Source organism: Armatimonadota bacterium (genome assembly GCA_037138755.1).
Classification (GTDB): Bacteria; Armatimonadota; Fimbriimonadia; order Fimbriimonadales; family Fimbriimonadaceae; genus Fimbriimonas.
Genome location: JBAXHT010000001.1, coordinates 1,229,007 through 1,253,245, shown reverse-complemented (window position 1 = coordinate 1,253,245; position 24,239 = coordinate 1,229,007). Strand labels below are relative to the sequence as shown.

Here is a 24,239-nt window from a genome sequence, read left to right as displayed (position 1 = left end):
GCTATGTGCTGTGGGCTCGGAGAAGATTAAAGTCGAAAGACACATCCTAGTGCATCTCGAAGGATGATTTGCGCAGAGTTTAGTGGCCTCGTGTAGCTCACCTGAGTTACCCCTTCGGCAGAGTGGCCAACATGCTCTTTTAGCGTCGTCGCTGAAACTTCTGGCATCAACTTCTCGATAATGTTGATATGCGTCAGCCGACAGTCGTGTGGTGACATGTCCGAAGGTAGCCCTGTCGTTTTGATAATACTGCGCCATGTGTCATAGATCCGCTTTTTCATGCGCGGCTGATTCTCGTTTTGAGCCGACCACAGAAACATATCGTCCGACATATTCTTTGTGTATTCACGAAGAATTGATTTCAAGGCATTGCACATCACCGCATGCCGAATCTTTTTGCCTTTGGGCAATCCCACGGATTGCTTTCCGCAAAACTCGACTCTCACTGCTTGATCAATCAGGATTTGATCATCTTCGAACTTGAGCTGCCTCTTAGTTAGTGCCATCATTTCGCCAAGTCTGAGACCGGCAAGCAGAAGGACTGCGAGCATTGCTCGTTGAGGCAGTTCTATATTTGGTGAGTGAACCGCAACTCGTACTTGGTCTGGGTTCAGAGCAACTGCAGTTCGAAGTCTGGGGGCGGGAATTGTGAGTCGAAACGGATTTGCAATCGTCACTGGAACCTTTCCGTACGGCGAAACCGCTAGGTTGAAGGCTCGAACGAGGTCAGCCTTGACGGAAGCTACAAGCGATTCACTTGCACCGTTCTCTCTGAGCGTCTTGTAAAACATGCGCACCTTCAGCGGATCAATCTTTGAAAGTGGTAGCTCACCAAACTGTTTTGCCACGTATTTTCTGAATCGCCGCTTACGCTGTTCAATCGTAACTTCCGCAAGACTTTCTGGCCAGTCATTTTCAACGAGCCAATCAAACCAATCCCCGAGGGTCATCTCCCGGTTGGACTGCACATCTACCTGCTTGTCTCCGCGGACGAGAGACCGAAGATATTCTTTGCCTTCGGTTTTTGTTCTAAAGAGTTTGGATATTCGTTTTTGTGTTCCGTCCGGGAAGTAGAGGATGTGCTGCACCCTCCACTTTCCTTTGTGTTTTCCTGTTAAGATTTCACGGCAGGAACCGTCGTTATTATCAGCTCGGTTAGCCATGATTCCAACATGCGGGTTCCGGTCAATCGAGAAAAGTTCTCAGACCTTTACGCAATCACCTCCAGTTTTCCGTAGTTCGTAGCAAGTGATACGAATGCTTGGAGTTGTTCAGCAGTGATCCGCCGACTTCGGCCAATCTTGACGAACTTGATATCGCCCTGATCCATGAGTCGGTAGAGCTGAGCACGGGAGAGCGAGAGCAGGCTGGATGCCTCCTTAACTGTGTAAGCGAGCTTCTGTGGTGTATTCATGGTCCTATTTCGTGAACCGGATGGTTCTGGTCGTGGTTTTCGTGGTGGTCATCGGAACGTATTTGGTTCCGACCGGGATGCCGAAAACGAGCTTTTCAACCTTCTCGTAGTAGGTGTTTCGCTCAGTGGTCGTGAACTCGATGCCGCCGTAGCCCTGCATCGCGCCTAACACCAAAACTGCGAGTTCTGGACTGCGCTGAGCAATCTCGACGAGAGCGTTCATGCCTTGCCGAGCTTCTTGGACAGCGAGGGAGTGATAACCTTCCTCGCTGTGCTGTTCACTTCTCGCGAGGAGGTTCTGGGCTTTCTGAATTTGAGTCTGGAGACTCTGGGGTAGGGTTTGAATTTCCTTCATGGTTAACTCCACGCTCCTACCGGAACAACGCCTAAGTCCGCAAAGGTTTGCACCAAGTGGTCATAGGAAGGGTTCGGAAGGAGACGGGAAAGCGATTTGGCCCTCTTAGATCCGGTGGTGATGGTGAGGAGCCGGAACTTGTCGAAGCCATACAGGGATTGGCATTGCCCGGAAACGGCTAGAGCTTCGTAGCTGAGGAGCTTAGATTTGAATTTTTGGGGCGAGACGTGTCCGAGATCAATCTCGATGAACATCGGGAGCTTGGTTGTGATGGCAAGTCCGTCCGGGCGCACCTCCAGCCCTTCGAGCTTTCGCCAAAGCTGTTGTTCAAACCGCCAGTCGGTTGCGCCCTTGGCGATGAGAGAGATTCGGACGTTTGTAGTGTTGAGCGCGTGCTGAATGAATCTAGGTGACTCGCCTCGATTGCGAATAAGGTTTGCAATCCTGTAGTCGACGATCTCAGGAGCCTTTTTGCCCGGAACGTACAAGTGCTGGGTCATGAATGGAGTGGCGAGCTTGGCGAGGTAGCCAAGTTTCACGAGTTCACGCAAGCGGGTATTTGCCCGGGTCACCGTTGAGAAATAGCCAAGGTTGATAACCTGATTCCGGCTCAAAACGTGCGAGAGCGACACGTCTTTCACGAGCGAGATATCACGGGGCTGAAGGATCATAGCCAGTCTCCTAGGTCAGCCTTGTGCCCAGCGTCGGGTGCGGGCTGGACGACCGGGGCCGACTCCGATTTCGGTTGAGGGACGATGATGGGAGCATGGGTGGTCCAGTCCGGATTACGTGCCTTGATCGTCCTACTGAACTCTTCGGCCTCGTAACTTCTGCGTCCAACATCTTTGAAGAGCGGGGCGTTGATTTCGATGACGGTTGGACCCTCATGCCTTGTCGAGAGAATTGCTTCACCCGTGGCAAGCTGTGTGAGATCCAAAGCCTTTGGATCGCCGCAGAGGTCTTTGCTCAAAACCTGGGCATCTTCGCGCCCGGTGCGGAACACCAACTTGACCCCCACATTGTTGAGAATCATCGACCGGATTTTCGGATTCAACTGACTGAGAGTCTGGTGAGCGAGAATGAGGCTCAGTCCAAAGCGGCGACCTTCAGCGAGGATGTTCTCAAACTCCTTCGTTCCAAAATGCTCAAATTCATCGACATAAAGGTGAACTGGATTCCGCTTGCCTTCGGGGATGTTTACGCGGCTGAAAACCTCTCTGGTGATGCTGGAGAGCATCATGGAGCCGAACATGCGCCCTGCTGAGTGGAGTTCATCAGCGGCAAGGGAGATGAGGGTCACGCTGCCTGGCTGATTGAGATGACGACCGAGATCAAGAGGCTTGGGGTTCCCAAGTGTTCGTCGCAGAGACTCCGAAGCAAAGAGGATGCTGACCTTGTTGAGCACCGGCGTCGCCATTGCGAGCTGACGATCCGTGTTCAGTGCGCCATAGCGATTCCAGAATCCTACGACTTGTTCGTTCTGGCACTTTGAGATGAGGAGTTCTCGAAAGCCAGCGTTGAAAAACAGCTTCTCAATGTCGGTGAGTGAGCAAACAGTTTCCGCGAGAAGCATAACCGCCATGCGTAAACTTTCTGCGAGTTGCACTCCCCATGAGTCAGATTCACTCGCAACCACGTCTAGGACGCCCAGTGCCCGGAAGTGCGGTTCCCCAGATCCAAAGAGTGGGTTAAATCCGAGAGGTCTCTCTTTTTCTCTCAGGTCGAAGAGGGCAATGCTGGATGGCGGAACGTAACCAGCACAGATTTCAAGAGCTGCATTAACGAGGTCCCCGCGCATGTCGAGGACGATAAATGGGTGTCCAGTGAGTACGTCCTGCGCAATTAAGTGGTGGATGGCGGTGGACTTTCCTGAACCTGTAGCACCAATCAGTAGGCTGTGGGTTCTCATCAAGGAGATCGGGAGTGGAACCAGCACTTCGCCCAGTGGCAAGCCCATCTCCTGCCATCCTTTTCGTATTCCGATCCAGTGCCCGAGGGGTTTTCCGTCTGCTCTAACTACCATGTCGTCTATCCTTGAGTAAGAGCGTATGGCAGCGTCCAGAATCCCCAAAGGTGAAGACCCCGATTTTTTAGCCCGGGCTAAACTGCCCCATGATCCAGGTTCATTTGCAAACCTAGTTCGAGAGGCTTTTCAGGTTCACCACGACTGTCTCCAGGACGGTGACATCGCAGATACCCTTGGTGTTACAAAGGGCAGAATCTCGCAAATCCTGGGCAAGCCGGAGCTCCTGAAGCCAGAAACAGTGGCTACGCTCTTAGAGTTCATCCCGAGCAAAGAAGCGAAGCGTCAAATCTTGATTGCATGGAACCGCGAGTGCTTCGGACTTGAGCTAGGAGGCAAGAAGTTGCGCGGTACAGTGCCAGCTAAGTTCACTGTCGCAAGCCTGAAACGAGTTGACCGGTTGATCCGTGAAGAGAGGCTCATACAAGCCACTGAGTTGATCCAGGTTGGGGTCGAAGTGGTCAAGGAGGGTGAATTCCGGCAACTGATCCTTGACAGGGCGTTCTGGCTCTATCACAAGTTGAACAGACCGGGTTCGGCCGCCCAGATTGCCGAGACGATCTTTGCCGAGGCAGAAGTAAATCGGGACTACCCAAGAATGGTGTTTGCAAGGCTTCAGACGCTCAGAGTACTAGTTCACCTCCCAGATGTTGAGGTTGCCAGCGTCACCAGAATAATGGCTTGGATAGAGTCCGCCCTACACTTGATTGAGGAGCGAAATGAGGCGAAGTACGCCACGGCTACTCACGCGTTTGCGAGAAGATCGCTGATTGCAACACGTCTAACACTAGACGAGCGAGGAGTTGTGCTAATTGAGGAGGCTGAACTCGCAACATTTCATGATACGTTGAGTCAGGAGCTCGTGCCAGCTAAGAGTTATCAAAAGAGATTCGGTATTCAATTTCTGTTGGCAAGAGTTCTCATCCGGCTTGGAGATACGTTTGCCGCCGAGGAGATGCTCATCAAGGCATTTCGGGCTGGAGACGTCAAGAACCTACAAGGACTAGAATCGTGCGGCATAGTCGAGGCGAGAATCATGATCCAGTCGGGAAATCTGGATAAGGCGACTAGGCATCTTCGAGTGCTTTCGGACAACTGTTTCGACGCCGAAGATTTCTATCACGGATGGCTCGCTGAAGTGGAACTTGCTGACACAGTGATTAGATCAACCCCCGACTAGAATTACAACCAAACCCCCAACCAGCACTGGTTGGGGGGTTTTAGGTTCAAATGGGCAGATATCAGACTCAACCCTCCTGATTCTCAGTCGGTTCTATCATCCTTCACTTCGTTTCAGACTCTTCATTCGATTCACTCATCTAAAGCCGTTCATCTCACTCATCGTCTTCAACTCAGTAAATGGCTTACTATCACTCGATCTCTCGAACCACTCGGCCCCAGGGAAGGGGCTAGGTCAGTAACAACACTTTCGCTACAGTAAACTCATTCAAGCGGAGGATTAAAGTACATGGCACTCTCTGGGGGAGAATCAGAAAAGCTTGGTAATCACTATGAAAACACATGGACCGCCCTGTGCTTGCTTCAGGTTCTGAGTGAGAAGGCCAAGTCGATTCACTTCGAACCTCTGGGCGACATCTATAGTGTTGTTGAGTTTAGACTCACAGGCAATGAGGGCGGAGTTGAATATCACCAGGTCAAGAGGCAGCACTCAAGGGGTGCTTGGAATGTTTCCAGACTACTTGAAGAAGGGGTTTTTCAAGGGTTTGCCACCGTTATTGAGAATGAGCCAGAAGTAAAGTTTGTCTTTGTCAGCCAGGGAGAGTCGGATGAGCTTCGGAATCTGACTGAAGAAGCTCGGAGCGTTCCGAATTATGACGAATTTAAACGCTTCCATCTGAATGTGAAACGCCGAGCTGAGCAATTCAACAAAATAGCCGCTAAGACAGCGCTGAGTGCCGAAAGAACTTATCAACTTCTGCGGGCAATATCTGTGCGCGGTGGACCTGACAGGTTGGTGCGTGAGATGCTCCGCGACAGGTGTCACCTTCTGACGATGAATAGTTCTTTTGCTCAATCGCTCGAGCTAAAGCTAAGGGAACTTTCCCAAACTGAAATGCACCAAGATTGGGACTTGGTCTCGTTGCACCAGAAACTGGATGAGTTAGGAATCGAACTCTCCACGAGGAGCTTTCCGAAATCTCTTCTCGCTGCGATTAGCGAACAAAACTCGCAATACTTAGAGTCCATCCACCAAATGATGATTGGTGATGAGCGTATCGACCGAGTCGAGGCCAGCGAGGTGCTGGATAAACTCAAAGCCCAATCCGAAAAATCGGTTATTGTCATCACTGGTGGAGCAGGCAGCGGCAAGTCAAATGTATGTGCGCAAATTTTAGAATCTGCTACTCAGGAAGGCTGGCTCGCATTGGGACTCAGACTGGATCGGCTAAACGCGCCTCCCAACACTCAAAAGCAACTCGGTGAGGAGTTTGGCTTTCCTGATTCTCCACTTCGAGTATTGGACGGATTGGGAAGCAGCCGAAAAAAACTGCTTTTGATCGATCAGTTAGACGCATTGAGCACCACGTCTGGTCGGTTACCTCGAGCTTTTGAATCTGTACAGCAGGTACTACGGGACGTCAAGGGACGTGAAGATTGTTTTATAGTTTTGGCATGTAGAGAATTCGATTTGACCAATGATGACAGGCTACGGAAAATCGTTGATGAAAAGAGTGGAATCGGGGTTCAGCTCAAGCTCGGGACACTCACCGGGGACCAGGTAAATGCCGCACTTGCTCGGACCGGAAAGGAGTCAGGTGGGCTGTCCGCCAATCAGCTAAACATCCTCAAAACTCCAATCTTTTTGAAAATCTTCACAGATTTGCCTGAAACGACCTCCTTTAGGTCGGAGCACGAGTTGCTGGGAGCATTTTGGTCCGCGAAGCGCAAGGAACTCTCGCAGAACGGGGTTCGAGCGAGGGTCGAACAATGTGTGGGTCTTCTCTTGAGCACTCTTCGGGCAAACAAATCACTGTCAGTGTCGGAAAGCTCATTAAGAGCTCGATACAGCATGGAGGTTGATATTCTCCTCTCTGAGCGCATTCTGAGTCATACCAGAGGCATGATTGGGTTCTTTCATGAATCCCTTTTCGACTATGTTTTTGCACTGAACTTTGTCGACTCTGGAGAAGATCTTTACGGATACATCCTAGATCAAGATCAAATGCTCCATAGCAGAGGCGTGGTACGTCAAGTGCTTACATTCTTGAGGTCTGAAGACTTCGGAAGGTACATCACGACACTTAAGAAGCTGCTCAGCACCCAGAATGTGCGCTTTCATCTCAAGCGGAGCATCTTTGATTGGCTACGCAGTCTGCCAGATCCAAGCGATGAGGAGCTGGACGTCCTCATGGAATGCCGGAACAGTGGCGATAGGTCACTGACTCATTGGAGCGAGACCGCTCTTCGCTCTCCGGCTTGGTTCGATTTGCTACACGGACAGGGGTTATTGCAAAAATGGATAGAAGGGGACAGCGAGACAACGGCAGATTTGGCTGTAAATCTAGTTTGGAGTGTGGCAAGAGAACGCGCGAGTGCCGTGCCGTCAATTTTGGAGTCCTGGCTAGACCTGAGAGAACCGATACCAAGCCACGCAGCTAAGATTTTGCATTACCTTGAACTCGACGAGGCGGAAGGACTTGCCGAGCTCTACCTGAAGATGCTTGACCGTGCACTCCTTCCTCTCGATGAGATGCCCTTTGGTTCACAAACCAGAATGATGACTTTTGAATTGGCGACACGCTCACCTGCTAAAGCAATGCAAGTGTTCGAGGGGTGGTTTAAACGAGTGCTAGATGAGGCGCGTTCAAAAGATGTCGTAAACCCGTTCAAAAGTGATCCAGAAGTCTATTCTTCCTACCGTTTTGGTAGCTCTGAGGATGTACTAAAAATTGCTGAGGGTTGCCCTGGTGGCTTTGCGAATTACTTTCTACCTACTGTCATTTCGTTGGCCCGAGAGAACGTTCAGGAGCGGTATAAAAACGAACTACTTACCGACTCAATCTGGTGTATCAAGTCGTACGGTTCCCACTTGGATTTGTCAGATGATATTCTGGAGGGCCTAGTTCTCTCGCTTCAACAGCTTGGGGCAGAGTCTCCAGAAACTTGTTCAGACTATATCAATCAGCTGATAGCAAATCTTGATCTCGATGTTTGTTGTTGGATTCTTGTTCGCATGTTGCATAGCAATGGAGAAGCATTCGCGAATCAGGCCGTTGAGCTGTTAACATCCGTACCCGCGTCCAGGTCACAGTCCTGGTCAGACTGCTACAATTGGGAGTCAAGGCTTCTGATCGCATCTATAACGCCTTTCCTGACTGAAGTACAGTTGGGAAGATTGTTTGAAGCAGTTCTCGAGCACTACGAGTCTTGGGAATATCTGCAGAAGGATGATCCTCGGGGGCGACTAAGCAGCTTGAGAGGGTCAGCACTTGGATTCTCTCAATTTCAATTGCTTTCGGCTATCGATACTTCACTTTATCCGCCTAATGTGATTAGGCGATGGCAGGAGTTGGAGCGTAAGTTTGGAATCCCCGAAACCGCTGGACCAAAGGGGGTAGTTGTGGCTCGTTTCACGACCTCGCCAGTTAACGCAAATCCCGGCATCCTTTCAGATGAACAGTGGTTAAGAGCAATCGAGAAGTGTTCGCTACCCGAGAGAAAGGATCGAAGGTGGGATCGGGGCGGGGAACGAGAGTTGGCGCGCCACATGGTTGAAGAGTTGCAGGATGATCCCTACAGACTCGTATCTGTGCTTGCCAGACTTCCAGCAAGCGCACCATGTTGCTACGTTGTAGAAGCTCTTTACAAAGTGAAATCGATCAAAGACGTAGATGAAGATATTCTTTGGGGGCTGATACGCATCGCCTGCAAGTACGGTAGCTCAGAGGCAAGTCGCGCAATTTGCCACAGTTTTGACTCTATGGAATTCGAAGGTGTTCCTCAGGATATCTTGGCGTTCTTAATCAAACTCGAGAGAGAAACCGGCGAAAATATCAAACTACCGGAGGAGGGCTCTGAGACAGATCTTGATAATGTAGGCTTGAATTCAGACAGAGGAGCGATTGCAACCGCAGTTCAAAACGTGATTCGGAATGTCCCCGGATTATACGTAGAACTAAAAGCCACGATTGAGTCGCTTGTAACTGATCCGTCACCAGCTGTGCGAACTCAGGCTGCAAGCATATTGATACGTATCCTAAACGTAGATCGAGATCAAGCCGTTGAACTGTTTTTCCAGCTCATTTCCATCGATTCAGATCAGCTGCTGGGTTCAAGGTACGTTTCATTTTTCCTTCGCTATGCGATGGAAACTCATCTTGAGCTACTGAGGGACGTGATAGTGCGAATGTTGACGTCAGAAGATAAAGACGCGGTCAGCCACGGAGGGCAGTTATCGACTTTTCTTTACCTAACCGGCAAGGACGATGGAGAGCTTATGGCTAAAGCAAAGCGTTCTGGTGCTTTAGCGCGCCTAGGCATCGCAGATGTTGCCAGCGACTGGATTTCCGACGAGCGATTTTTAGGCGAATGTTCGAAGCTTCTCGTATTGGCCTTTGATGATGAAGACTCGTCGGTGCGAAGAGCGGCCGGGCGGTGCTTTACTGACATGGACTCGGCGACGTTTGAGCAAGTCACAGAAATGATCTCTGCTTACATCAAAAGTCGAGCATTCGAGGATGATGCTTTCGGCTTCTTCGAGTTACTAAAAGCCACATCAGGTAGGTTGCCGGAGGTGGTCTTAGACGCATTTGAAAGAACGAGCCAGCTGGTCGCGGCCTCCGATCCAACGGAAAACCAACGTACAGGTAGATTTATGGAGCGCAACACTGAAGCAGTTGTAAGGCTGTACGAGCAAACCTCAAGTCCAAATGTCCGAATTCGTTGCCTGAATATCATCGATACACTATGTAAATCGGCGAGCATTCGTGACCCTGATGAACTCTTGGGAACCCAGTTTCTTGGGTAACCCTGAGGTGAAGTAACCCGCCCTCCCACCCTGGCTTGTGTGTTCTGCTCTGCTGTGGAAATCTCAGCCGGGGATCGTTGTTCTTTTTAATCTCATTCTTTGTATTGTTGCTCTTCGATTTCCCATCGTTCGTGCTTCGATTTCCTTGTGGTTGTTTGCGCTATCGTTTGCCGCTTGTGGATAAGTCCGAGTGCGGAGAGTCCGGCGATGGCAGAGGCGATTGCCTCAGACCCCCGACCTGTTCTCTTCATTAGCTGACGGTATGGCAAGATCACGGGACTCCCAGTCCGGTTCCAACCCGCCGTCGAGCGGATCAGGACCAGGAGCACCCTCAGCTCCGTATCTTTCAGAGTTGGCATCAGTTTGTCGAGCACGATGTTCGGAACCTTGGTCCACGAGTTGCTCAGAAGCGGAACGCCTAATCTCAGCTTGGGCATGGAAGTACTCCTTGGGTGGTGAATAGTTGTTGCGGACGGCCTCGATGAGAAAAGCTTCGGGGCGCTTGGCGCGGCGATATGGAAGGTATGCAAGCTGCTGACGAATCCGCTCGTGCGAGTACTGGGACATCACCTCGACAATGCCGACGTGACTGATACCAAGCAGGTGCAGCTCCTTGGCCAGTTCAACAGCTGGATCATGCGACATGAGCCTCCTTTGCGTTCATGAAGGACCGAACACGTGCCCCCATTTCTTCCAGCTCTTCTAGAAAAGCGTAGTCCGGAGTGAGACCGTCTTTCGTTCCGATCCTAGAACGTGAGATCATGCGAGAGAGGGCATGGCCGTCCATCGAGTAGATCTTAAGCGGTCGATATTTCGGTTGCCATTTCACCCCTAATTCGTTACCCTGCTGAGGCGAGATGAGAATCCCCATGTCGGCGTTCTGCCTAAGAACGACCCCAGCCAGTTCATCAAACATGCGGACTCTAAATGAGTCGCGAATCACTTTGACGACAACTCGAAGCGGGACACCACCGATCGTGGTGACACAGAGCAGCTCATGCCCACCGTGGCGGGATTTCTGCTTCGCTTCCCTGCGATCTAGAATCTGAACATCTCCAAACCCAGATCGGCTGAGTGCCTTGCTGGTCATCATCAAAAGAGAATGAAGTGAAGCTGTCTGCAGCATTTTCATGATTGCGGTGTTGGTCATCGGGAGTTCCTTCCCGGGATAAAGCCTTTTGGATAACGAGATGTAACCCATTTGCCTTTTGAAACATCGGTGAATGCGGGCTTGAGGTCGCCAAACTCATCAAGCGGAGATTCAGGCAAGCAACCTTTGCATGCCATTAGGTCGCAGGTAAATGGAGTCAGAAAGTCGCCGTTTTCAGCAACCAGGTTACGTGGATCGATTTGGATGCCAAATTCGGATTCAATAGCGGCCGTGATACGCGCTACGAGCGCGAACGAGGGGTTGAGCTGGTTGTTAAGGACTCTGGAAATGGTGGAGGGATTAACCCTTGCATCTTCGGCAAGCCTGGTCGTTCCCTTGAACATGTATCTGTTGAGGTGAGCCATCACGTCCGCGATGCGGTTGATGACCGGGCCGTAACCCTGCTGTGGTGGTGGATGTAACATGCCACCAAGATCTCATACCGAGTCCAAGGGAGATCAAGTGCATTCGCATTTACGCAAAGTTTGCGCGAGGTGAAAGCGAATTTTCGCCTCCGTTAGCCCCGAGTAGTTTTGAGGGCATGTTCCTCCCACACCCTTCACCCCAAGGCGTCAAAGACTTTCAGGCATTGATGAAAAACGAATTCCAACTAGAATTGACTTTGGAAGAGTCCCAAGACGCCGCAACAAGAATCTTACAAATAGCTTTTATCCAACTCTATGCAAGTCGCTATCTACATCCGCAAATCCAGCGAGAGCGAGGATCGTCAAGTTCAGAGTCTTGAAGATCAGAAGAAGGTCCTGCTAGAGTTCGCCAAGCGAAATGGGATTCACGTTACCGAGATTCTCGAAGAGTCCAAGTCGGCTAAACAGCCGGGAACTCGCCCAGTCTTTTCGCAGCTGATTCAAAAGATTGAATCAGGCGGGATCGCTGGTCTATTGGTATGGCACATGAACCGCCTTAGCCGGAACATGTTGGAGGGCGGACAAATTGCTCACCTCCTGCATTGCGGGAGGCTTGAGTTCATCAAAACTCCTGAGCGAACCTACTACCCGGATGATAGTGCGCTCCTCATCTCCATCGAGAACGGAATGGCGACAAGCTTTATCCAAGATCTTCGTCGTAACACGATTCGCGGAATGATTGGTAAGGCCGAGCGTGGCTGGAAACCGACCCATCCACCGATTGGCTATCGATACAACAAAGAGACCCATGAAATTGTGATCGATCCGGCCAAGTTCGCAATCCTTCGCCAATGTTGGGAGCTGATCCTTACTGGCAATGCGACCGTAGCAAGAGCCGTCAAATATGCAGAAGAGCTAGGTATGCGACATCTGTTTCAAAGTGGTCACGTACCACGGAGCAAACTATACAAAGCCTTCGCTGATCCGTTCTACTACGGCAAATTTGAGTTTCGAGGAAAGACATACCAAGGCGCTCACCAGCCAATGATCTCTAAAGCTGAGTTCGATAGGGCCCATGACATCCTATCAGGGAGACTCAGATCGAACCGTTCTAAGCACAACTTCACGTACGCTGGACTACTGAAGTGCCGCTATTGTGGATGCTCAATTACTGCGGAACGCAAGACGAAGCACTATAAGACCACCAACCGGGTCGCAAACTACGTTTACTATCACTGCACGGGCGCGAGAGGTTGTAGGAAATGTAGCGTATCCGAGACCGAACTAGATCGCCGACTTGGGCAAGCGATCATGCAGTTTAAGCTACCTCCCGAATTACTCCCCTGGGCTGGGACCGAATTCAAGAAATACATCGAAAAAATTGAATCTGCGGAAGGTCAATCTGTGAACCTAACCAAAGAAAAGGTCTCCAAGCTCGGGCGACGCCTTAAGCGGCTTCATCAAATGCGCCTCGATGATGAGATCGAGGCAGCAGAGTACAAAGAACTGAAGACTCAGATCGAAAGCGAATTGACAGAACTGAAAACAGCTAGCGCTCGTGAAGCGACTATTAAAAACTCCCTCGCTAGGCAGATAGAAAACAGACTTGCTCTTCTCGAACAAGCCCAATGCCTCGAAGACTTGTCATCGCAGATGCGACAAGTCATGTTGCGACAACTAGCCAGAAGTTACTTTCTCACTCTGGAAAACGTGGAAATTGAGCCCGATCCAATCATCGGACAAATCATCGCTTTCGAACCTCTGAAGAGTAGCTTCCAGAGCTACAAAGAAGGGCATCCAGTTCGAGAATTTAATGTTTGGCTGCCCTTGGTGGACAAAATCCGAACCGCATTGCTTACTGAACCCGACCTCACAACAGATTGATACTGCGTAGTTTCCGTAAATGGACTACTGATATCTGGTTTCATGCGTACTTAAAGCACAACATGCTATGGTAAGACTGAAGCAACAAACGTGAATGATATGCAAACCCCAGCTCTAACTCGCCCGAAATGTGGGACTGAGATTCCGCTTTCTGAGACGATCGCCGCTCCACTGATCGCTGAAGCAAAGCGTGAATCCGAGAAAAAGCTTCGTGAAGCAATTGAAGCCAAACAGGAAACTGAGCAGCTCCTAGCAAAAGAACGCCAAGAGATTGAAGTAGCAAAGGCAGAGATTCAGTCCGAAGTCACCAAACAACTTACAAGCAAACTCAACGAAGCGGCCAAATCACAACGTGAAGCTATTCGCGCAGAACTCCAGGTCGAACTCGCTGGGGCTAAGGAACGTGAACGTTCAAGATATCTTGTCTGCTTGCTACCTGAAAAATTGGGATTGGTACAGTGAAGCGATCTGACGCCAGCAGCTTCAAATTTCCATACATGTAGAGGTGGTTCAGCTGAAGAACGACAGGTTTATCCAGGGCGAAGGTGTTGGGCGGAATTCTCACCGGTGAGACCCGAGAGAAAGGCACAAGTTCTATTGGTTGGGATAAGGTTAGTGATGACATGACAAGACGGAGAACCGTCTCTATCATAAAAACTCACTATCTACTGGCGAACAATCCAAAAGTAGATCGCGCAACGCGAAAGACCAGTTTGGCCACTTAGCAGTCTCGAAGTCGGTCTTTCGCCAAAGTACAGTCGCTGCACGTTTGCTAAACAGTAACGATGAGTCCGAAACTACCCGGGCTGCTCACGTTTCTCTTCGTATTCAAAAAAACCTGATTGTCTTGAGACGAGCAGAAACGCCCAAAAGCTAGTCCAGAGCAAGTTTTAGGACAAAATGTCTATGTGTAAACAGTAACTACTCCGCCGGAACAAGCATTGAATCGACCTTACGTGCCCCTTCAAGATGAAGATTTCTCTTTGCGTAGATTGGGCAAAGTAAATCTGCTGAAAGCACCTAGTCGTACTTGTTGCGTTTTTAACGACAGAGACATCACTACGACCGTAGCAACCGCTGAAATCGGTTTACGTACATAAGTCAAACCGATTTCGTCTCGCCACCGTGGAGCGAAACTTATAAAATTTGACTTCTCCACACACCACGACCCTGAACACGTCAGTCACAATAACAGAACTCCTTTCGGTGTCTGTTTTTAGAATGCGCTTGCCTTGGGGTGGTGAGCTTTTCCAAGTAACATACGCAATCTCCGGCAAAATGCAGCTTAACCCAAATTAGCTTTGGCTGTGCCGCTCTTAGATTTGGCCTCGCCCATTTTCACGTGTTCCTGAGTTGCGTGGCCTCGCTTTTCAAAGAAACTGTGAAAATCACCCTTAGACTTCGCAACCAGAAAATCGCAAATTGAAATTCAAAGATCATCTCCAGCATTGCGCGCGCTATCATTTACATGTGACAGCGGAGCTTTTGAAACAACCCAAAGTTGCCGCAACACCTGGAAGGTGACTGGCGATTGACGCATATGCCTTTGCGCTTGCTGCGGCGGAGACGAATACAGTCCGCGACAGAACGACGCCACTGGCGAGGCACATTGCGTTTTCGATCACTTGGTCTTCGTCAATTGTAAGGTTGACCCTGGCATAAGTGCCTGCAAAGATTCTAGCAGGTTGCTCTCCAGACATTGCAACAGACATCGCTACGCCAAAGCAGCCATTGCAACCTACAGGTAGCGCCCGAGTGTATGTTTCATAAGCGGCAGTCAACGGTTCCGCGCCTTTGAGAAAAAGGCCGTGGCAGTAGTTGACACCAAGTTCTCCAGCAAGGGATGCCGACCTTGAACCCATTCCCAAAAGCCATATTGGTGGAGCCTGGCAATCGTTCGGCTGCGGACCCGAACGCGACTCTAGTAGAGCGGTTCTGAGCCCCCTAACTCGCTGTTCGTAAGTTTCATTAGAGAAGTCTCCGAACTGACTAATTAGGTTGTCAGGCGGTTTTCCGCGAGCGACTCCTATCTCGATCCGGTTTGGGAAGAGAGCGCTAAGCAATCGGAACCGCTCGGCAGTGGCATAAACGCTATGGATGCTAATCAACACTCCACCAGACCCCACTCTTAACCGACTAGTTGCGCTAGCAATTGACGAGATCATGACTTCGGGAGCGGAAAAGGCTGCTTCGCCGTGGTGTTCTCCTACCCAAAACCCGTCGACATTGATCTCCTCCATTTGGAGGGCAGTCGAGACGGCTAGACGGACTCTATCGCTTGCCCCAATTCCTTCAAGGGGCTGCCCAAGATCAAGCAAGAAAATCTCCATGGATACCCCCTTCGTTCACACTTCTCATAGTATATTATCCTTGATCCCGCAAGGCAATGCCTTACAAGTGGGATGGTTAGAACAAAGACAACAGAGTGGAGATATTTTCAATGGCCGATCTTAACGAAAAGGATGAATTCGACGTATCTATTTGGTGGGAAGAAGAGGATCTTGGCAGGCCAGGTGCGGCTTTGAATGCTAGCGGGGATACCTGCGGATGTACACGCAGTTGTGATACCTGCGGATGTACACGGAGTTGTGATACCTGTGGCTGTACACGGAGTTGTGATACCTGTGGGTGTGGCTGAGAGCGGGCATTTTTTAAAGTGATGCTCTCAGACGGTGCTTTCAGGAGCGTTCGCAATATTTTGGTTGAAAGAATTGCAGACTATGCCAATTGTGTCATCGGCGACGCAGATAAAGTGCAGTTCCTAGACTGTTCGATGTCAAGGGGGCTCACCGGAGTTGCCTTCACAATCGGACAATGTGCGGAACTACGAGAAGATCCCAGTCTTGGGGAACTTGCCGCTAAGCTGCTCCGGTTCATTTTAAGTTCAACTTCTCTTCGGCAATGGAGACTATCGGGCCTCTTCGACGGACTGGCCGGTGTTGCTTTCTGTGCGTCTAAGACGCCCTTCTACTGCAATAATACTTCTCTCCTTGAACAACTCGATCGTAGAGTTGGGGCACTTGCAGGTAAACAGATGCAGGCGATTGCTGAGGTAGGAAGCGATGGATTAAGAGCTGAAATGTGGGACCTCATTTCAGGGCTATCTGGCATTGCGCTCTCTCGAATCGGTCGTAACCTCCGTGGAGAACAGCAAGACGAACTTGTCGGGTGGCTTACGCTTATGGTAAAACTCGCCGAGAGCGACGGTAGTAGTCCTTCTTGGAAGTGTTATCCCTTTCAGACTCCGGATGCGTATCTGCGAGAGAGTTTTCCATCCGGGCTTCTGAACTGCGGACTCGCTCATGGAGTAGCAGGCATGCTCGGAACTTTGTCCATCGCCCGAGTTGCGGGGTACGAGCTAATTGGCATGGATCGAGCCATCGATAAACTTGCTAATTGGCTTGCAGGGCAAGTGATCTATGATTCTTATGGTCCCTCTTGGCCGAGTGCGGTGCACCTCGAACCAGCGGAAGAAACTACAATCCCGACTAGATCAGCCTGGTGTTATGGCCCGGCGGGAATCGCAGCGGTTCTGCTAAACGCCTCCATAGTAACTGGCGATCGAGCTCTAGAAAATCTCGCCCGCACAACTTTAAAAGCGATTCTTCTGCGTAGTTTGTGTGAACGACGCACACCATCTCCAACGTTCTGCCATGGTTACTCTGGATTTCTCTTGATCCTGAAGCAACTGTCCGAACGATGGGATGATGAAAGTCTTCAAGGCGGCTTACACCTCGAACTTGAGCGCATTTTAACATTCATTGATGCCAGCCAACCATTCTGTTATCGGGATGAATCTGGAGATCCGGCGGGAATCGGACTCCTGGACGGTCTGTCAGGGATACTTCTTTCCATCGAATCAAGCCTTTCAGTACTCCGGTCGCCGACCGCGCGCCTATTCTGCCTTCAATGAATAACGCCACTCCCGGACCTGAATATGTTGCTGTTTCTGGCCCTTTTCTGACGCGAGTGCCGCTATTGCCAATAGAAATTGCCGAAACACTTGCGACCGCCGAAGATCCTGCACAGTGCAAAGAATTTTATGATCTTTTGTCAACTTCCATCGTACAAATGGCTCTCGGACTTTCTTCACCTGCACTCATGGGGGAAATAACAGACTATCTGAGTGGGAACAAAAAACGGCTGGAGGAACAAGTTGTTTCATCGCTTACGAATTACTTGGTGAGGGCGTCGAGTCGATGTACTCCTTTTGGTTTCTGGTCTGGAGTGTGTCTCGGCTCGTGGCACTCTGCAACAAAAGTCCAATGGGACGAGCCGACTCCGATTGGACGAGTCCGAGTAGATGGCGGGGCAATCAGGCGCCTGTTTGCGTTAGTTTCTACGGATCCTGGTTTTCGACTCGGGCGTCGATACCGTGTATCCTCCTGGGCTGTTTCGCGTGGTCGTAGGATCTTTATCGTGCCCCCAGGTGCTGGACTGGAGGCACGATCACTGAAGCGTACACAAGCAATCGACTTCGTGCTGGATCTGTGTCGTCACGAGATCGGACTCCCGAAACTCATTGACGAGACGACGAAAAGGTTCCCACATATCGAGAAAAGCCGCGTAGAAGCAACTTTGAACAGCCTGATAGATTTTGGTCTTCTAATTCCTGATGCCTTCCCAACTCTAGATGTAGATAAAACATTCGAAGAAACAATCAGAACGTTCGGTGATATTTTTGCTGATGAGATTAAGGGCAAAATCCATCAGATTGGCCTCGATCTTGTCCAAGTCAAAGAGTGCCTGTCGAACCCAGGTGGGCCACTTCGCCTTCCGCCCAGCGTTGTTTTGGATTCAATTCAAGTGGACGCCGCTTGGCCCCTTGTCATCGAGTTACCTGAATCGATTGCTGAAGAAGCAGCACGTGCTGCAACAGCTCTTGTCAAGATGAGCCGCTCAGATCACACTACTTTAGTACAATCATACCAATCGCGCTTCCTGGAGCACTTCGGGTGCGATCGGCCCGTGCCTGTCTGTCAGGCCGTGGATCCGCACACTGGCATAGAGATCCTCGATCGAAGGGAAGCGACGTTGCAAAGGTCTGAGTCCAACTTTGGCGATCGACAGCGCCATCTCCAGGATTTAGCATTGCGCAGAGGCAGAAACCATCCAGTGATACTCGATGAGGCAGACATTGAGATTTTGAGCTCTGGTTCTCACCTGCGATTCTGGTCAAACTCATGCGAGATTAACGTCTCCGTTCTGGCTGCAGATACTGCAGCTCTAGATGATGGTGACTTCCAGCTTTTGGTGGGCCCAGGTACCGGGGCAATTGAGGCGGGTAGGCAAATTGGACGCTTCGCCTTTACCCTGAATGGAGGCTTTGAAGCGCTCCAAGAAATCTCAAGGAAAGTCGGATTCGAATCGCAGGACTCTTTGCACTTGGAGATGTTCTCTGAACCACTTGAACCAAGAATGGCGAACGTTTTAGTACGCCCTTGTCAATACGAAGGATCGCTATACCTGGAACCGCAGTTTGGTGAAGGTCGGAACGTAGTTAAGCTTAGAGATCTCTTTTTCCTGCACGATGGGCACAGGCTACGCCTTGTGCGCTACTATGAAGCCAAGCTCCAAGAAGTTGTTGTTCATGCAACCCACGTCCTTAGCCCCGATGGGCTTGACGTCCTCGCTAGGTTGCTCCTCGAATTGTCGATGTACGATCGGGCTCAATTAAAAGCCTTTGATTGGGGTACGGCACGTGGGTTTCCTTACCTACCTCGCATAGTGTATGGCAGAACAATTCTGTCGCTTGCTCGCTGGACAATCACGCCCGAAATCTTGCGGCACAAGACGTGTACAGAGTGTCTATCTTCGGTGGAGCTTTGGCGGCAAGATATGTCAGTCCCGAGTACAGTTACTCTGATAGATGGAGATCGCCGACTTCAAGTCAATCTAGAGACCCCTCGAGGGTGTCGAGAGTTAAGAAGAGTCCTTCGCAAAAATAAGATTGCCCATATAGAAGAAGTCGTCCAGAATTCTGCCAACTGCTGGTTACGACGAGATGGTCTTAGCTATGCTGCCGAGTTAGTAGTACCTATTGTACTTCGTTCGGATTACTCACCCCCTGTTTACGTACCGATCAACAAGGAGTTACCTTCAGAAGCTGATCTGGGGAATTCGCATCTTCCAAGTACCGATTGGACATCGATTCATTTGTATTGTGCAGCGTACGCAATCGATAACCTAATTGAGGAACTTGTTGAACTTGCCAAGCGGTTTCCAACTGGCTGTCAATGGTTCTATGTTCGCTACTTTGATCCCAAACCTCATATCAGGCTACGCTTTAGATCGATGCTGAAGAGTGATGAACAGTCGGCCAAAGAGATCGGAATCAATTGGGCTCATGAAATGTGTTTGCAGGAGAGCGCAACATTTTTTGATTTGACGACTTTCCATGAAGAAACATTTAGATATGGTGGCCAGGCCATCAGTGAGAAGATCTTTGAGATTTTTCACTTGGACAGTTTATGTGCTATCAGCATTAACTCATACACAAAACAGGCCAGCTACGCTGACGCCCTTGCAGTCAGATGTCTGAGTGCGGCTCTATTTTTGTGCGCTCTATGTGGTTCCTCGATAAGCTCAGCTATCAGCGCTCTACCCACGCCAGGTGTTCAAGATGGGAAGATGTTTAGGAGAGTTAACGCAAGGATCACGAAGCTAATTCTGAAACGGGATCTCACCGATGAGACCAAACAGATCTTGGCAGCCATTGAAAGAAGAGATCAACTTATACAGGCCTGCCAGCTAGATCCAAGTCCCTCATTGACAAGAGATCATTCGGCCATTATTCAATCTTTGTTGCATATGCACTTCAATCGGATTCTTGGACCCACTCGGTCAACAGAGGAGAGTTACCTACGGCTATGCAGGAGAACTCTTGCTCTGCTAAAATTAATGCAATTTTCTTAAACTTCCGCATCGTGCGAAAAGCTGCACATGCTAGGACCGACTGAGAGACATCTTTGTGAACAGAACCAATGAAACCCTCTAATCAGACATGTAGTACTTCGACGACGCGAGTTGAGGCCGTGATAATCAACTGGAAGAGGCCCCGAAACGTAGAGGCAATTATTTCGGCACTTCAAGACCAGTCAGTAGCTTGCGATATCACTCTTTGCGACTGCCACCCCGAACCGGAATACGCAATAAGAGATTCGGTGATTGATTCGGTCAGGCGGGTCTTTCGTTGGAATCAAAACTTGGGAGCATACAGCCGTTACGTCCCTACATTCGCCTTTGATCGAGAGTACACGTTTTTCCTGGATGACGACCTACTCCCCGGGAAGCGGTGCATAGAGCACTTCCTTGAGATGTCGGCAAGGCAAGAATTCGGAGTGCTGGGTCAGCTTGGTCGCCGGTTGGACACCGATGGCGAGTATCGTCCCCGAAGAGTAGCACGCACCAGCCACTTCGAGGAAGTTGACGTCGTAATTCGCGCATATTTTGTACGAACTGAGATGCTCTTTGCCTTGGGGCAGTTGCGTTGGCGCATGGGGATTCCCTCTCAAGCAGATTCTGAGGACGATATACTGTTGGCGGCAGCGATGCAGATGTACAACCAACTTGGATGTTTTCTCACGCCCTCTTCGGACGATCCAGAGACCCGGGTCGATAAAGAAGAGTTACCAGCAGACTTCGCGCTTTCGCGACGAATTGATCATTTGGATCGAAGAAATGCCGCAATAAGCCATGTTTCTACTCTCGGTTGGAAGCCTATGTTTACGCGATCAAAATGAACACACTACTTAAACAAAGTACAGCTGGGTTTGGGGTGCTCTATCTTGGCATAGGTGCCGAATACACTGATCTGTGCTTGAATAGTATTTCGTACCTTAGAAAAGCAGGCTATACCGGCCCTGTCAGATTAGTTACCAATTGCAATGTGGAACTGAAGTCTTTGAGCATAGAAGTCGTCAACAGTTCTTGTGGAGCTGGTAGCTTCGAGTCGCGCACATTTAAGACATCACTATACACATATGGATTTAGGAGGACGCTCTTCCTAGATAGTGACACAGTACCGCTTGCAAATGTAGCGACTCTTCCGATCAAGTGGTACACGGATATCGCAATGGCAATTGATCTCCATCCGACGGTAGCTCATGTGCTTGAGTACAGCTCAAATGATCCCGTGCGTAGAGAGCCAGAGTATCGTTACACCAAGGAATTGAATTTGCTGGAACACCCCTACTATAACAGCGGGGTTCTCTATTTTAAAAAAAGTAAGAAGATAGAACGCCTGTTTCGTGCATGGCATTCTGAGTGGCAAAAGTTTGGAGCCGAAGACCAACTAGCACTTGTGAGAGCACTGGCAAGTCAGCGAGTTAAAGTTGCTGAATTGCCATATGTATGGAACGCCAGGCCAAGAGCTTTTCACTCTATTGCGGAGGCTCAGGAGAAAGGGGTAAACATTTTGCACTTCTTGTCTCGTCAGCGAGGTTTGATGGAAAGCTTTGGTGTTCTTAACTTCACTGGCGGCAAGCAGTGAGTGCAGGTTAGGTTTCCAACAGTCGTTTGCTGAAAAGGGTTCACAGAGAAAAGACATGTATTCAAATCCATAGGCCGGATTCAGACAAGATTTGACGATGGAGATGCGAACTCGAGTGCAGGAGATGTTTCTCGAAGTTGAATAAGTTTCAGTGATTGCACTTCGATCAACGTAACCAATGATAATGAGCAGAAGCCGCGCGAGTTCGGATTCTAGTAAGTCAGAGTAGCATAAGATTTCGAAGAGGTACGAATAACTCTCGATCCGGAACCGGATGCAGACAGAATAGACTGGACATGTAGGAAATGCAAGTCTGCGGCGTTTAAGCGACCTTGTCTGTAACTTTCGGCAAGAGAACATGACGACCGACGGAAAGTGGTAGAAACTTAGCTTATGCCGTGAGTAGCTAGTCAGATTTAGCCATTGTCTCTACAGTACGTTGTTCTCACTGCCATGGGCTACGATTTGAGGTTCGGGTAGATCATAGAGCCCTGTGATTACCGTTGTCAAATAGACTCCAAAAGTTGTCTCAAAGGCCAGCAAAATGTTTTTAAAAGTTTCGAATTTCATGGGGACTATATTCGCGCCTTTTGCAAGTACCAGTAAAATGAGACATGCCGTTACGGCAAAAACTAAACAGAGGGTCAAAGCCGCAAATGCCTTTGAAATCCGTTTTTTGGGAATTGAAATTCTATGGCGGTTCCTTACAATAAATTGGATCCCGGCCGCAACATGGGTTCCGGTCACTGGAGTGATAAGTGCTAAGCTCGTCGTGAATTCACTTTCTGTAAAGCCACTCTGAGCAAACATTACAATCAACGCAAGGCAAGTCGCAACGTGACCTAGGACGAGGATTCCACAAGTTCCATTTCGCAGTTTATATTCGTTCATTAGTTATGCCTCATGTAGTTTTGAATCGCAGATACAAGCTTATTCTGGTAATTTGCAAAAGCTCTGGGATATTCCTCCGTAATTGGATGATAGCCATCATCAGACGGGGGCTTTGTGCCAGCCCCGGTTGCATATTCGCCTTGCGGAAGCATAACTATGCTCCCTGTTTCAATAAAGAACGTAATGTCAAGTTTTTCCCAGTAATTACGGTTCTCTATAACGACTCCCCTGAATTTGGAGATTTGGGCGCGCACACATTGCCGACCAAGAAGAGTAATCGTCAAAGCAGGTTTTTGGTAGTAGTTCTTTAGGAACTTCTGAAGCTTATCGACATTCGACTGGACGGCGATTTGTTTGCCGTTTGATTGTGGCGGAAAGTAAATTGTGGTCGGGTCAGTACTGGCTGTTATGGGGTTGACTCTTATCACCTGCAAGATTGAAGAGAGCTTGGAAAACGAGCCTCTGTAAGCATCCAACCACTTTGCGGGGACAGCGATTAGTACTACCCCACCCCTAGCCGAGTTTCCAGAATAAAGAACGACGGCCCCCATTGCTTTTACATCGTCAACGATTTCTTGGACGTTAGTTCCTGGTCGAACATATAGTGCCAACCGGGGTGAACTTGCGTCAAGTGGAGCTAATGACCATATGTTCGTACTATTGGACATGGCAGCATTTGTTTGATGCTTGAGATTTAATTCATCAAGTTCCCTTTCGATCTCAGCGCGAGCGCTTTGATCGTAGACGATAAGAGATCCCGGAAGTTGGGCTGTGACGGTATAAGGTCCGTTTGTGATGCTCGCGATGTCTAACGTGGGCGTGGTTCTCAACAGGTTACTTTTGAGATCTTCGGGAACTGTCAGGGTTGAAACATATTGCTTATAACTGCCGAAGGATCTGCTTCGAAACTGGAACGGATTGGCATTCATTCTTTCCGCAAAAAGTGAAACTGGACCAAAGCCAGCTATCTCTGTGTCTTCATAACGATTCCCACTACTGTCGATAGGAGAACTGAGTTGGGTATCTGAGTTTCGGATCCCACCTCTAGGTTTCATAAACACCGACGATTCCGGGAACTCATCTTGCTTTCGTAGAAAAACCAATTTATCGTTGTAGAAACCCAAAATGAATAACGTATCTGCCCCGTCTGGTTGTCTGAAGATCCTATAGCCCTGAAGGTATTGGATCGTGCCCGAAACATCTAAATCAAGCGGGCCAATCGCACTCTCAACTTTTAACGGGCTCATCCCCATAGCAAGCGGACCGATCTCCAAAGGTTGACCAAGGCAACAAACCAATACGAGTGTGGCCGCGAGCATAGTTACATAATAATGCCTGAAAGGATTGAATTATTGCTCTTGAAACAATAGGTTGTGGGAAAACTCATTGCAGAATCGCTTCTAAAAAGATGTGAATCCTGGGGCGCGGGAGCATGAGACTCCATTGAAGGGCAGCTCATGAAAAGCTTTGGTGCTGGTGGACTTTTCGTCTCGACGGGCGGGTGACATGCTATGGGTTCTCTAGAGCAAACCAATGCTAATCTGAGTGGTTCTCGATTGAAATACTAGTTAATTCTCCAATGGTGAGCCATCAACGAAGAGTGATCTTTGCGATTTACCTCGACTCCAATGACTCATCACCTAAGAGCGCTGAAATGTCAGTGTTCGGTTGTCACAC

General features: G+C 49.5%; 20 protein-coding genes. 8 read left to right on the top strand and 12 right to left on the bottom strand.

Annotated elements, in window-relative coordinates; genetic code table 11:
- Positions 1-26 precede the first annotated feature (26 nt).
- From WCK51_05935 to WCK51_05915, 5 genes are read right to left on the bottom strand one after another with little or no spacing between them, the layout of a single operon-like run.
- The gene (locus WCK51_05935; protein MEI7576414.1) at positions 27-1,163 is read right to left on the bottom strand and encodes a tyrosine-type recombinase/integrase; all 1,137 of its coding nucleotides are present in this window, start codon (positions 1,161-1,163) and stop codon (positions 27-29) included.
- Positions 1,164-1,210: 47 nt separating this feature from the next.
- Complete coding sequence (locus tag WCK51_05930) at positions 1,211-1,414, bottom strand: helix-turn-helix domain-containing protein (protein ID MEI7576413.1); 204 nt, start codon at positions 1,412-1,414, stop codon at positions 1,211-1,213.
- Positions 1,415-1,418: 4 nt separating this feature from the next.
- Positions 1,419-1,769, bottom strand: coding sequence for a hypothetical protein (locus WCK51_05925; protein ID MEI7576412.1), 351 nt, complete (start codon positions 1,767-1,769; stop codon positions 1,419-1,421).
- Between the two features lie 2 nt (positions 1,770-1,771).
- Entirely contained in the window at positions 1,772-2,440 is a 669-nt protein-coding gene (locus WCK51_05920; protein MEI7576411.1) for a replication-relaxation family protein, read from the bottom strand.
- Positions 2,437-3,792, bottom strand: coding sequence for a type IV secretion system DNA-binding domain-containing protein (locus WCK51_05915; protein MEI7576410.1), 1,356 nt, complete (start codon positions 3,790-3,792; stop codon positions 2,437-2,439). The genes WCK51_05920 and WCK51_05915 overlap by 4 nt, the downstream gene beginning before the upstream one ends.
- 25 nt (positions 3,793-3,817) lie before the next feature.
- On the opposite strand from WCK51_05915, the gene WCK51_05910 reads away from it, so the two are divergent.
- A complete protein-coding gene (locus WCK51_05910; protein ID MEI7576409.1) occupies positions 3,818-4,972 on the top strand; it encodes a hypothetical protein in 1,155 nt (384 codons plus the stop codon).
- Between the two features lie 516 nt (positions 4,973-5,488).
- Here WCK51_05910 and WCK51_05905 read toward each other — a convergent pair.
- Positions 5,489-5,647, bottom strand: coding sequence for a hypothetical protein (locus tag WCK51_05905; GenBank protein ID MEI7576408.1), 159 nt, complete (start codon positions 5,645-5,647; stop codon positions 5,489-5,491).
- 1,824 nt (positions 5,648-7,471) lie between these two features.
- Here WCK51_05905 and WCK51_05900 point away from each other — a divergent pair.
- A complete protein-coding gene (locus WCK51_05900) occupies positions 7,472-9,781 on the top strand; it encodes a hypothetical protein (protein MEI7576407.1) in 2,310 nt (769 codons plus the stop codon).
- A 225-nt stretch (positions 9,782-10,006) separates the two neighbouring features.
- On the opposite strand, the gene WCK51_05895 is transcribed toward WCK51_05900, so the two are convergent.
- The 3 genes from WCK51_05895 to WCK51_05885 are packed head-to-tail and all read right to left on the bottom strand — an operon-like array spanning position 10,007 to position 11,356.
- Positions 10,007-10,426: a hypothetical protein gene (locus WCK51_05895; protein MEI7576406.1), complete on the bottom strand. Its 420-nt coding sequence runs from the start codon at positions 10,424-10,426 to the stop codon at positions 10,007-10,009.
- The gene (locus tag WCK51_05890; GenBank protein ID MEI7576405.1) at positions 10,416-10,931 is read right to left on the bottom strand and encodes a hypothetical protein; all 516 of its coding nucleotides are present in this window, start codon (positions 10,929-10,931) and stop codon (positions 10,416-10,418) included. Before WCK51_05890 ends, WCK51_05895 begins: the two co-directional genes overlap by 11 nt.
- Complete coding sequence (locus tag WCK51_05885; GenBank protein MEI7576404.1) at positions 10,928-11,356, bottom strand: hypothetical protein; 429 nt, start codon at positions 11,354-11,356, stop codon at positions 10,928-10,930. Before WCK51_05885 ends, WCK51_05890 begins: the two co-directional genes overlap by 4 nt.
- A 255-nt stretch (positions 11,357-11,611) precedes the next feature.
- Between WCK51_05885 and WCK51_05880 the strand changes: the two genes are divergently transcribed.
- Positions 11,612-13,180 carry a recombinase family protein gene (locus WCK51_05880; protein MEI7576403.1) on the top strand — a complete coding sequence of 523 codons (1,569 nt, stop codon included), beginning with the start codon at positions 11,612-11,614 and terminating at the stop codon, positions 13,178-13,180.
- A gap of 90 nt (positions 13,181-13,270) precedes the next feature.
- A complete protein-coding gene (locus tag WCK51_05875; GenBank protein ID MEI7576402.1) occupies positions 13,271-13,642 on the top strand; it encodes a hypothetical protein in 372 nt (123 codons plus the stop codon).
- Between the two features lie 998 nt (positions 13,643-14,640).
- Here WCK51_05875 and WCK51_05870 read toward each other — a convergent pair.
- Positions 14,641-15,510 carry an LLM class flavin-dependent oxidoreductase gene (locus tag WCK51_05870; protein MEI7576401.1) on the bottom strand — a complete coding sequence of 290 codons (870 nt, stop codon included), beginning with the start codon at positions 15,508-15,510 and terminating at the stop codon, positions 14,641-14,643.
- Positions 15,511-15,839: 329 nt separating this feature from the next.
- On the opposite strand from WCK51_05870, the gene WCK51_05865 reads away from it, so the two are divergent.
- From WCK51_05865 to WCK51_05850, 4 genes are all read left to right on the top strand, one after another.
- Positions 15,840-17,093: a lanthionine synthetase C family protein gene (locus tag WCK51_05865; GenBank protein MEI7576400.1), complete on the top strand. Its 1,254-nt coding sequence runs from the start codon at positions 15,840-15,842 to the stop codon at positions 17,091-17,093.
- A complete protein-coding gene (locus WCK51_05860) occupies positions 17,090-20,095 on the top strand; it encodes a lantibiotic dehydratase (protein ID MEI7576399.1) in 3,006 nt (1,001 codons plus the stop codon). Before WCK51_05865 ends, WCK51_05860 begins: the two co-directional genes overlap by 4 nt.
- 68 nt (positions 20,096-20,163) lie before the next feature.
- A complete protein-coding gene (locus WCK51_05855; protein MEI7576398.1) occupies positions 20,164-20,922 on the top strand; it encodes a hypothetical protein in 759 nt (252 codons plus the stop codon).
- A 332-nt stretch (positions 20,923-21,254) separates the two neighbouring features.
- Positions 21,255-21,671 (top strand): hypothetical protein, encoded by a 417-nt coding sequence (locus tag WCK51_05850; protein MEI7576397.1) that lies wholly within the window; start codon positions 21,255-21,257, stop codon positions 21,669-21,671.
- A 429-nt stretch (positions 21,672-22,100) separates the two neighbouring features.
- Here the strand turns inward: WCK51_05850 and WCK51_05845 are convergent, their stop codons facing one another.
- A complete protein-coding gene (locus WCK51_05845; GenBank protein ID MEI7576396.1) occupies positions 22,101-22,562 on the bottom strand; it encodes a hypothetical protein in 462 nt (153 codons plus the stop codon).
- Positions 22,562-23,881: a hypothetical protein gene (locus tag WCK51_05840; protein MEI7576395.1), complete on the bottom strand. Its 1,320-nt coding sequence runs from the start codon at positions 23,879-23,881 to the stop codon at positions 22,562-22,564. The genes WCK51_05845 and WCK51_05840 overlap by 1 nt, the downstream gene beginning before the upstream one ends.
- Positions 23,882-24,239: the final 358 nt, after the last annotated feature.

Coding starts and splice junctions, on each gene's coding strand:
- WCK51_05925 (MEI7576412.1), bottom strand. CDS start 1,769: ATGAAGGAAATTCAAACCCTACCCCAGAGTCTCCAGACTCAAATTCAG.
- WCK51_05840 (MEI7576395.1), bottom strand. CDS start 23,881: ATGCTCGCGGCCACACTCGTATTGGTTTGTTGCCTTGGTCAACCTTTG.
- WCK51_05930 (MEI7576413.1), bottom strand. CDS start 1,414: ATGAATACACCACAGAAGCTCGCTTACACAGTTAAGGAGGCATCCAGC.
- WCK51_05915 (MEI7576410.1), bottom strand. CDS start 3,792: ATGGTAGTTAGAGCAGACGGAAAACCCCTCGGGCACTGGATCGGAATA.
- WCK51_05895 (MEI7576406.1), bottom strand. CDS start 10,426: ATGTCGCATGATCCAGCTGTTGAACTGGCCAAGGAGCTGCACCTGCTT.
- WCK51_05855 (MEI7576398.1), top strand. CDS start 20,164: ATGAAACCCTCTAATCAGACATGTAGTACTTCGACGACGCGAGTTGAG.
- WCK51_05920 (MEI7576411.1), bottom strand. CDS start 2,440: ATGATCCTTCAGCCCCGTGATATCTCGCTCGTGAAAGACGTGTCGCTC.
- WCK51_05865 (MEI7576400.1), top strand. CDS start 15,840: ATGCTCTCAGACGGTGCTTTCAGGAGCGTTCGCAATATTTTGGTTGAA.
- WCK51_05900 (MEI7576407.1), top strand. CDS start 7,472: ATGCTTGACCGTGCACTCCTTCCTCTCGATGAGATGCCCTTTGGTTCA.
- WCK51_05845 (MEI7576396.1), bottom strand. CDS start 22,562: ATGAACGAATATAAACTGCGAAATGGAACTTGTGGAATCCTCGTCCTA.
- WCK51_05885 (MEI7576404.1), bottom strand. CDS start 11,356: ATGTTACATCCACCACCACAGCAGGGTTACGGCCCGGTCATCAACCGC.
- WCK51_05890 (MEI7576405.1), bottom strand. CDS start 10,931: ATGACCAACACCGCAATCATGAAAATGCTGCAGACAGCTTCACTTCAT.
- WCK51_05860 (MEI7576399.1), top strand. CDS start 17,090: ATGAATAACGCCACTCCCGGACCTGAATATGTTGCTGTTTCTGGCCCT.
- WCK51_05935 (MEI7576414.1), bottom strand. CDS start 1,163: ATGGCTAACCGAGCTGATAATAACGACGGTTCCTGCCGTGAAATCTTA.
- WCK51_05905 (MEI7576408.1), bottom strand. CDS start 5,647: ATGGAAGCGTTTAAATTCGTCATAATTCGGAACGCTCCGAGCTTCTTC.
- WCK51_05880 (MEI7576403.1), top strand. CDS start 11,612: ATGCAAGTCGCTATCTACATCCGCAAATCCAGCGAGAGCGAGGATCGT.
- WCK51_05870 (MEI7576401.1), bottom strand. CDS start 15,510: ATGGAGATTTTCTTGCTTGATCTTGGGCAGCCCCTTGAAGGAATTGGG.
- WCK51_05910 (MEI7576409.1), top strand. CDS start 3,818: ATGGCAGCGTCCAGAATCCCCAAAGGTGAAGACCCCGATTTTTTAGCC.
- WCK51_05850 (MEI7576397.1), top strand. CDS start 21,255: ATGGCAATTGATCTCCATCCGACGGTAGCTCATGTGCTTGAGTACAGC.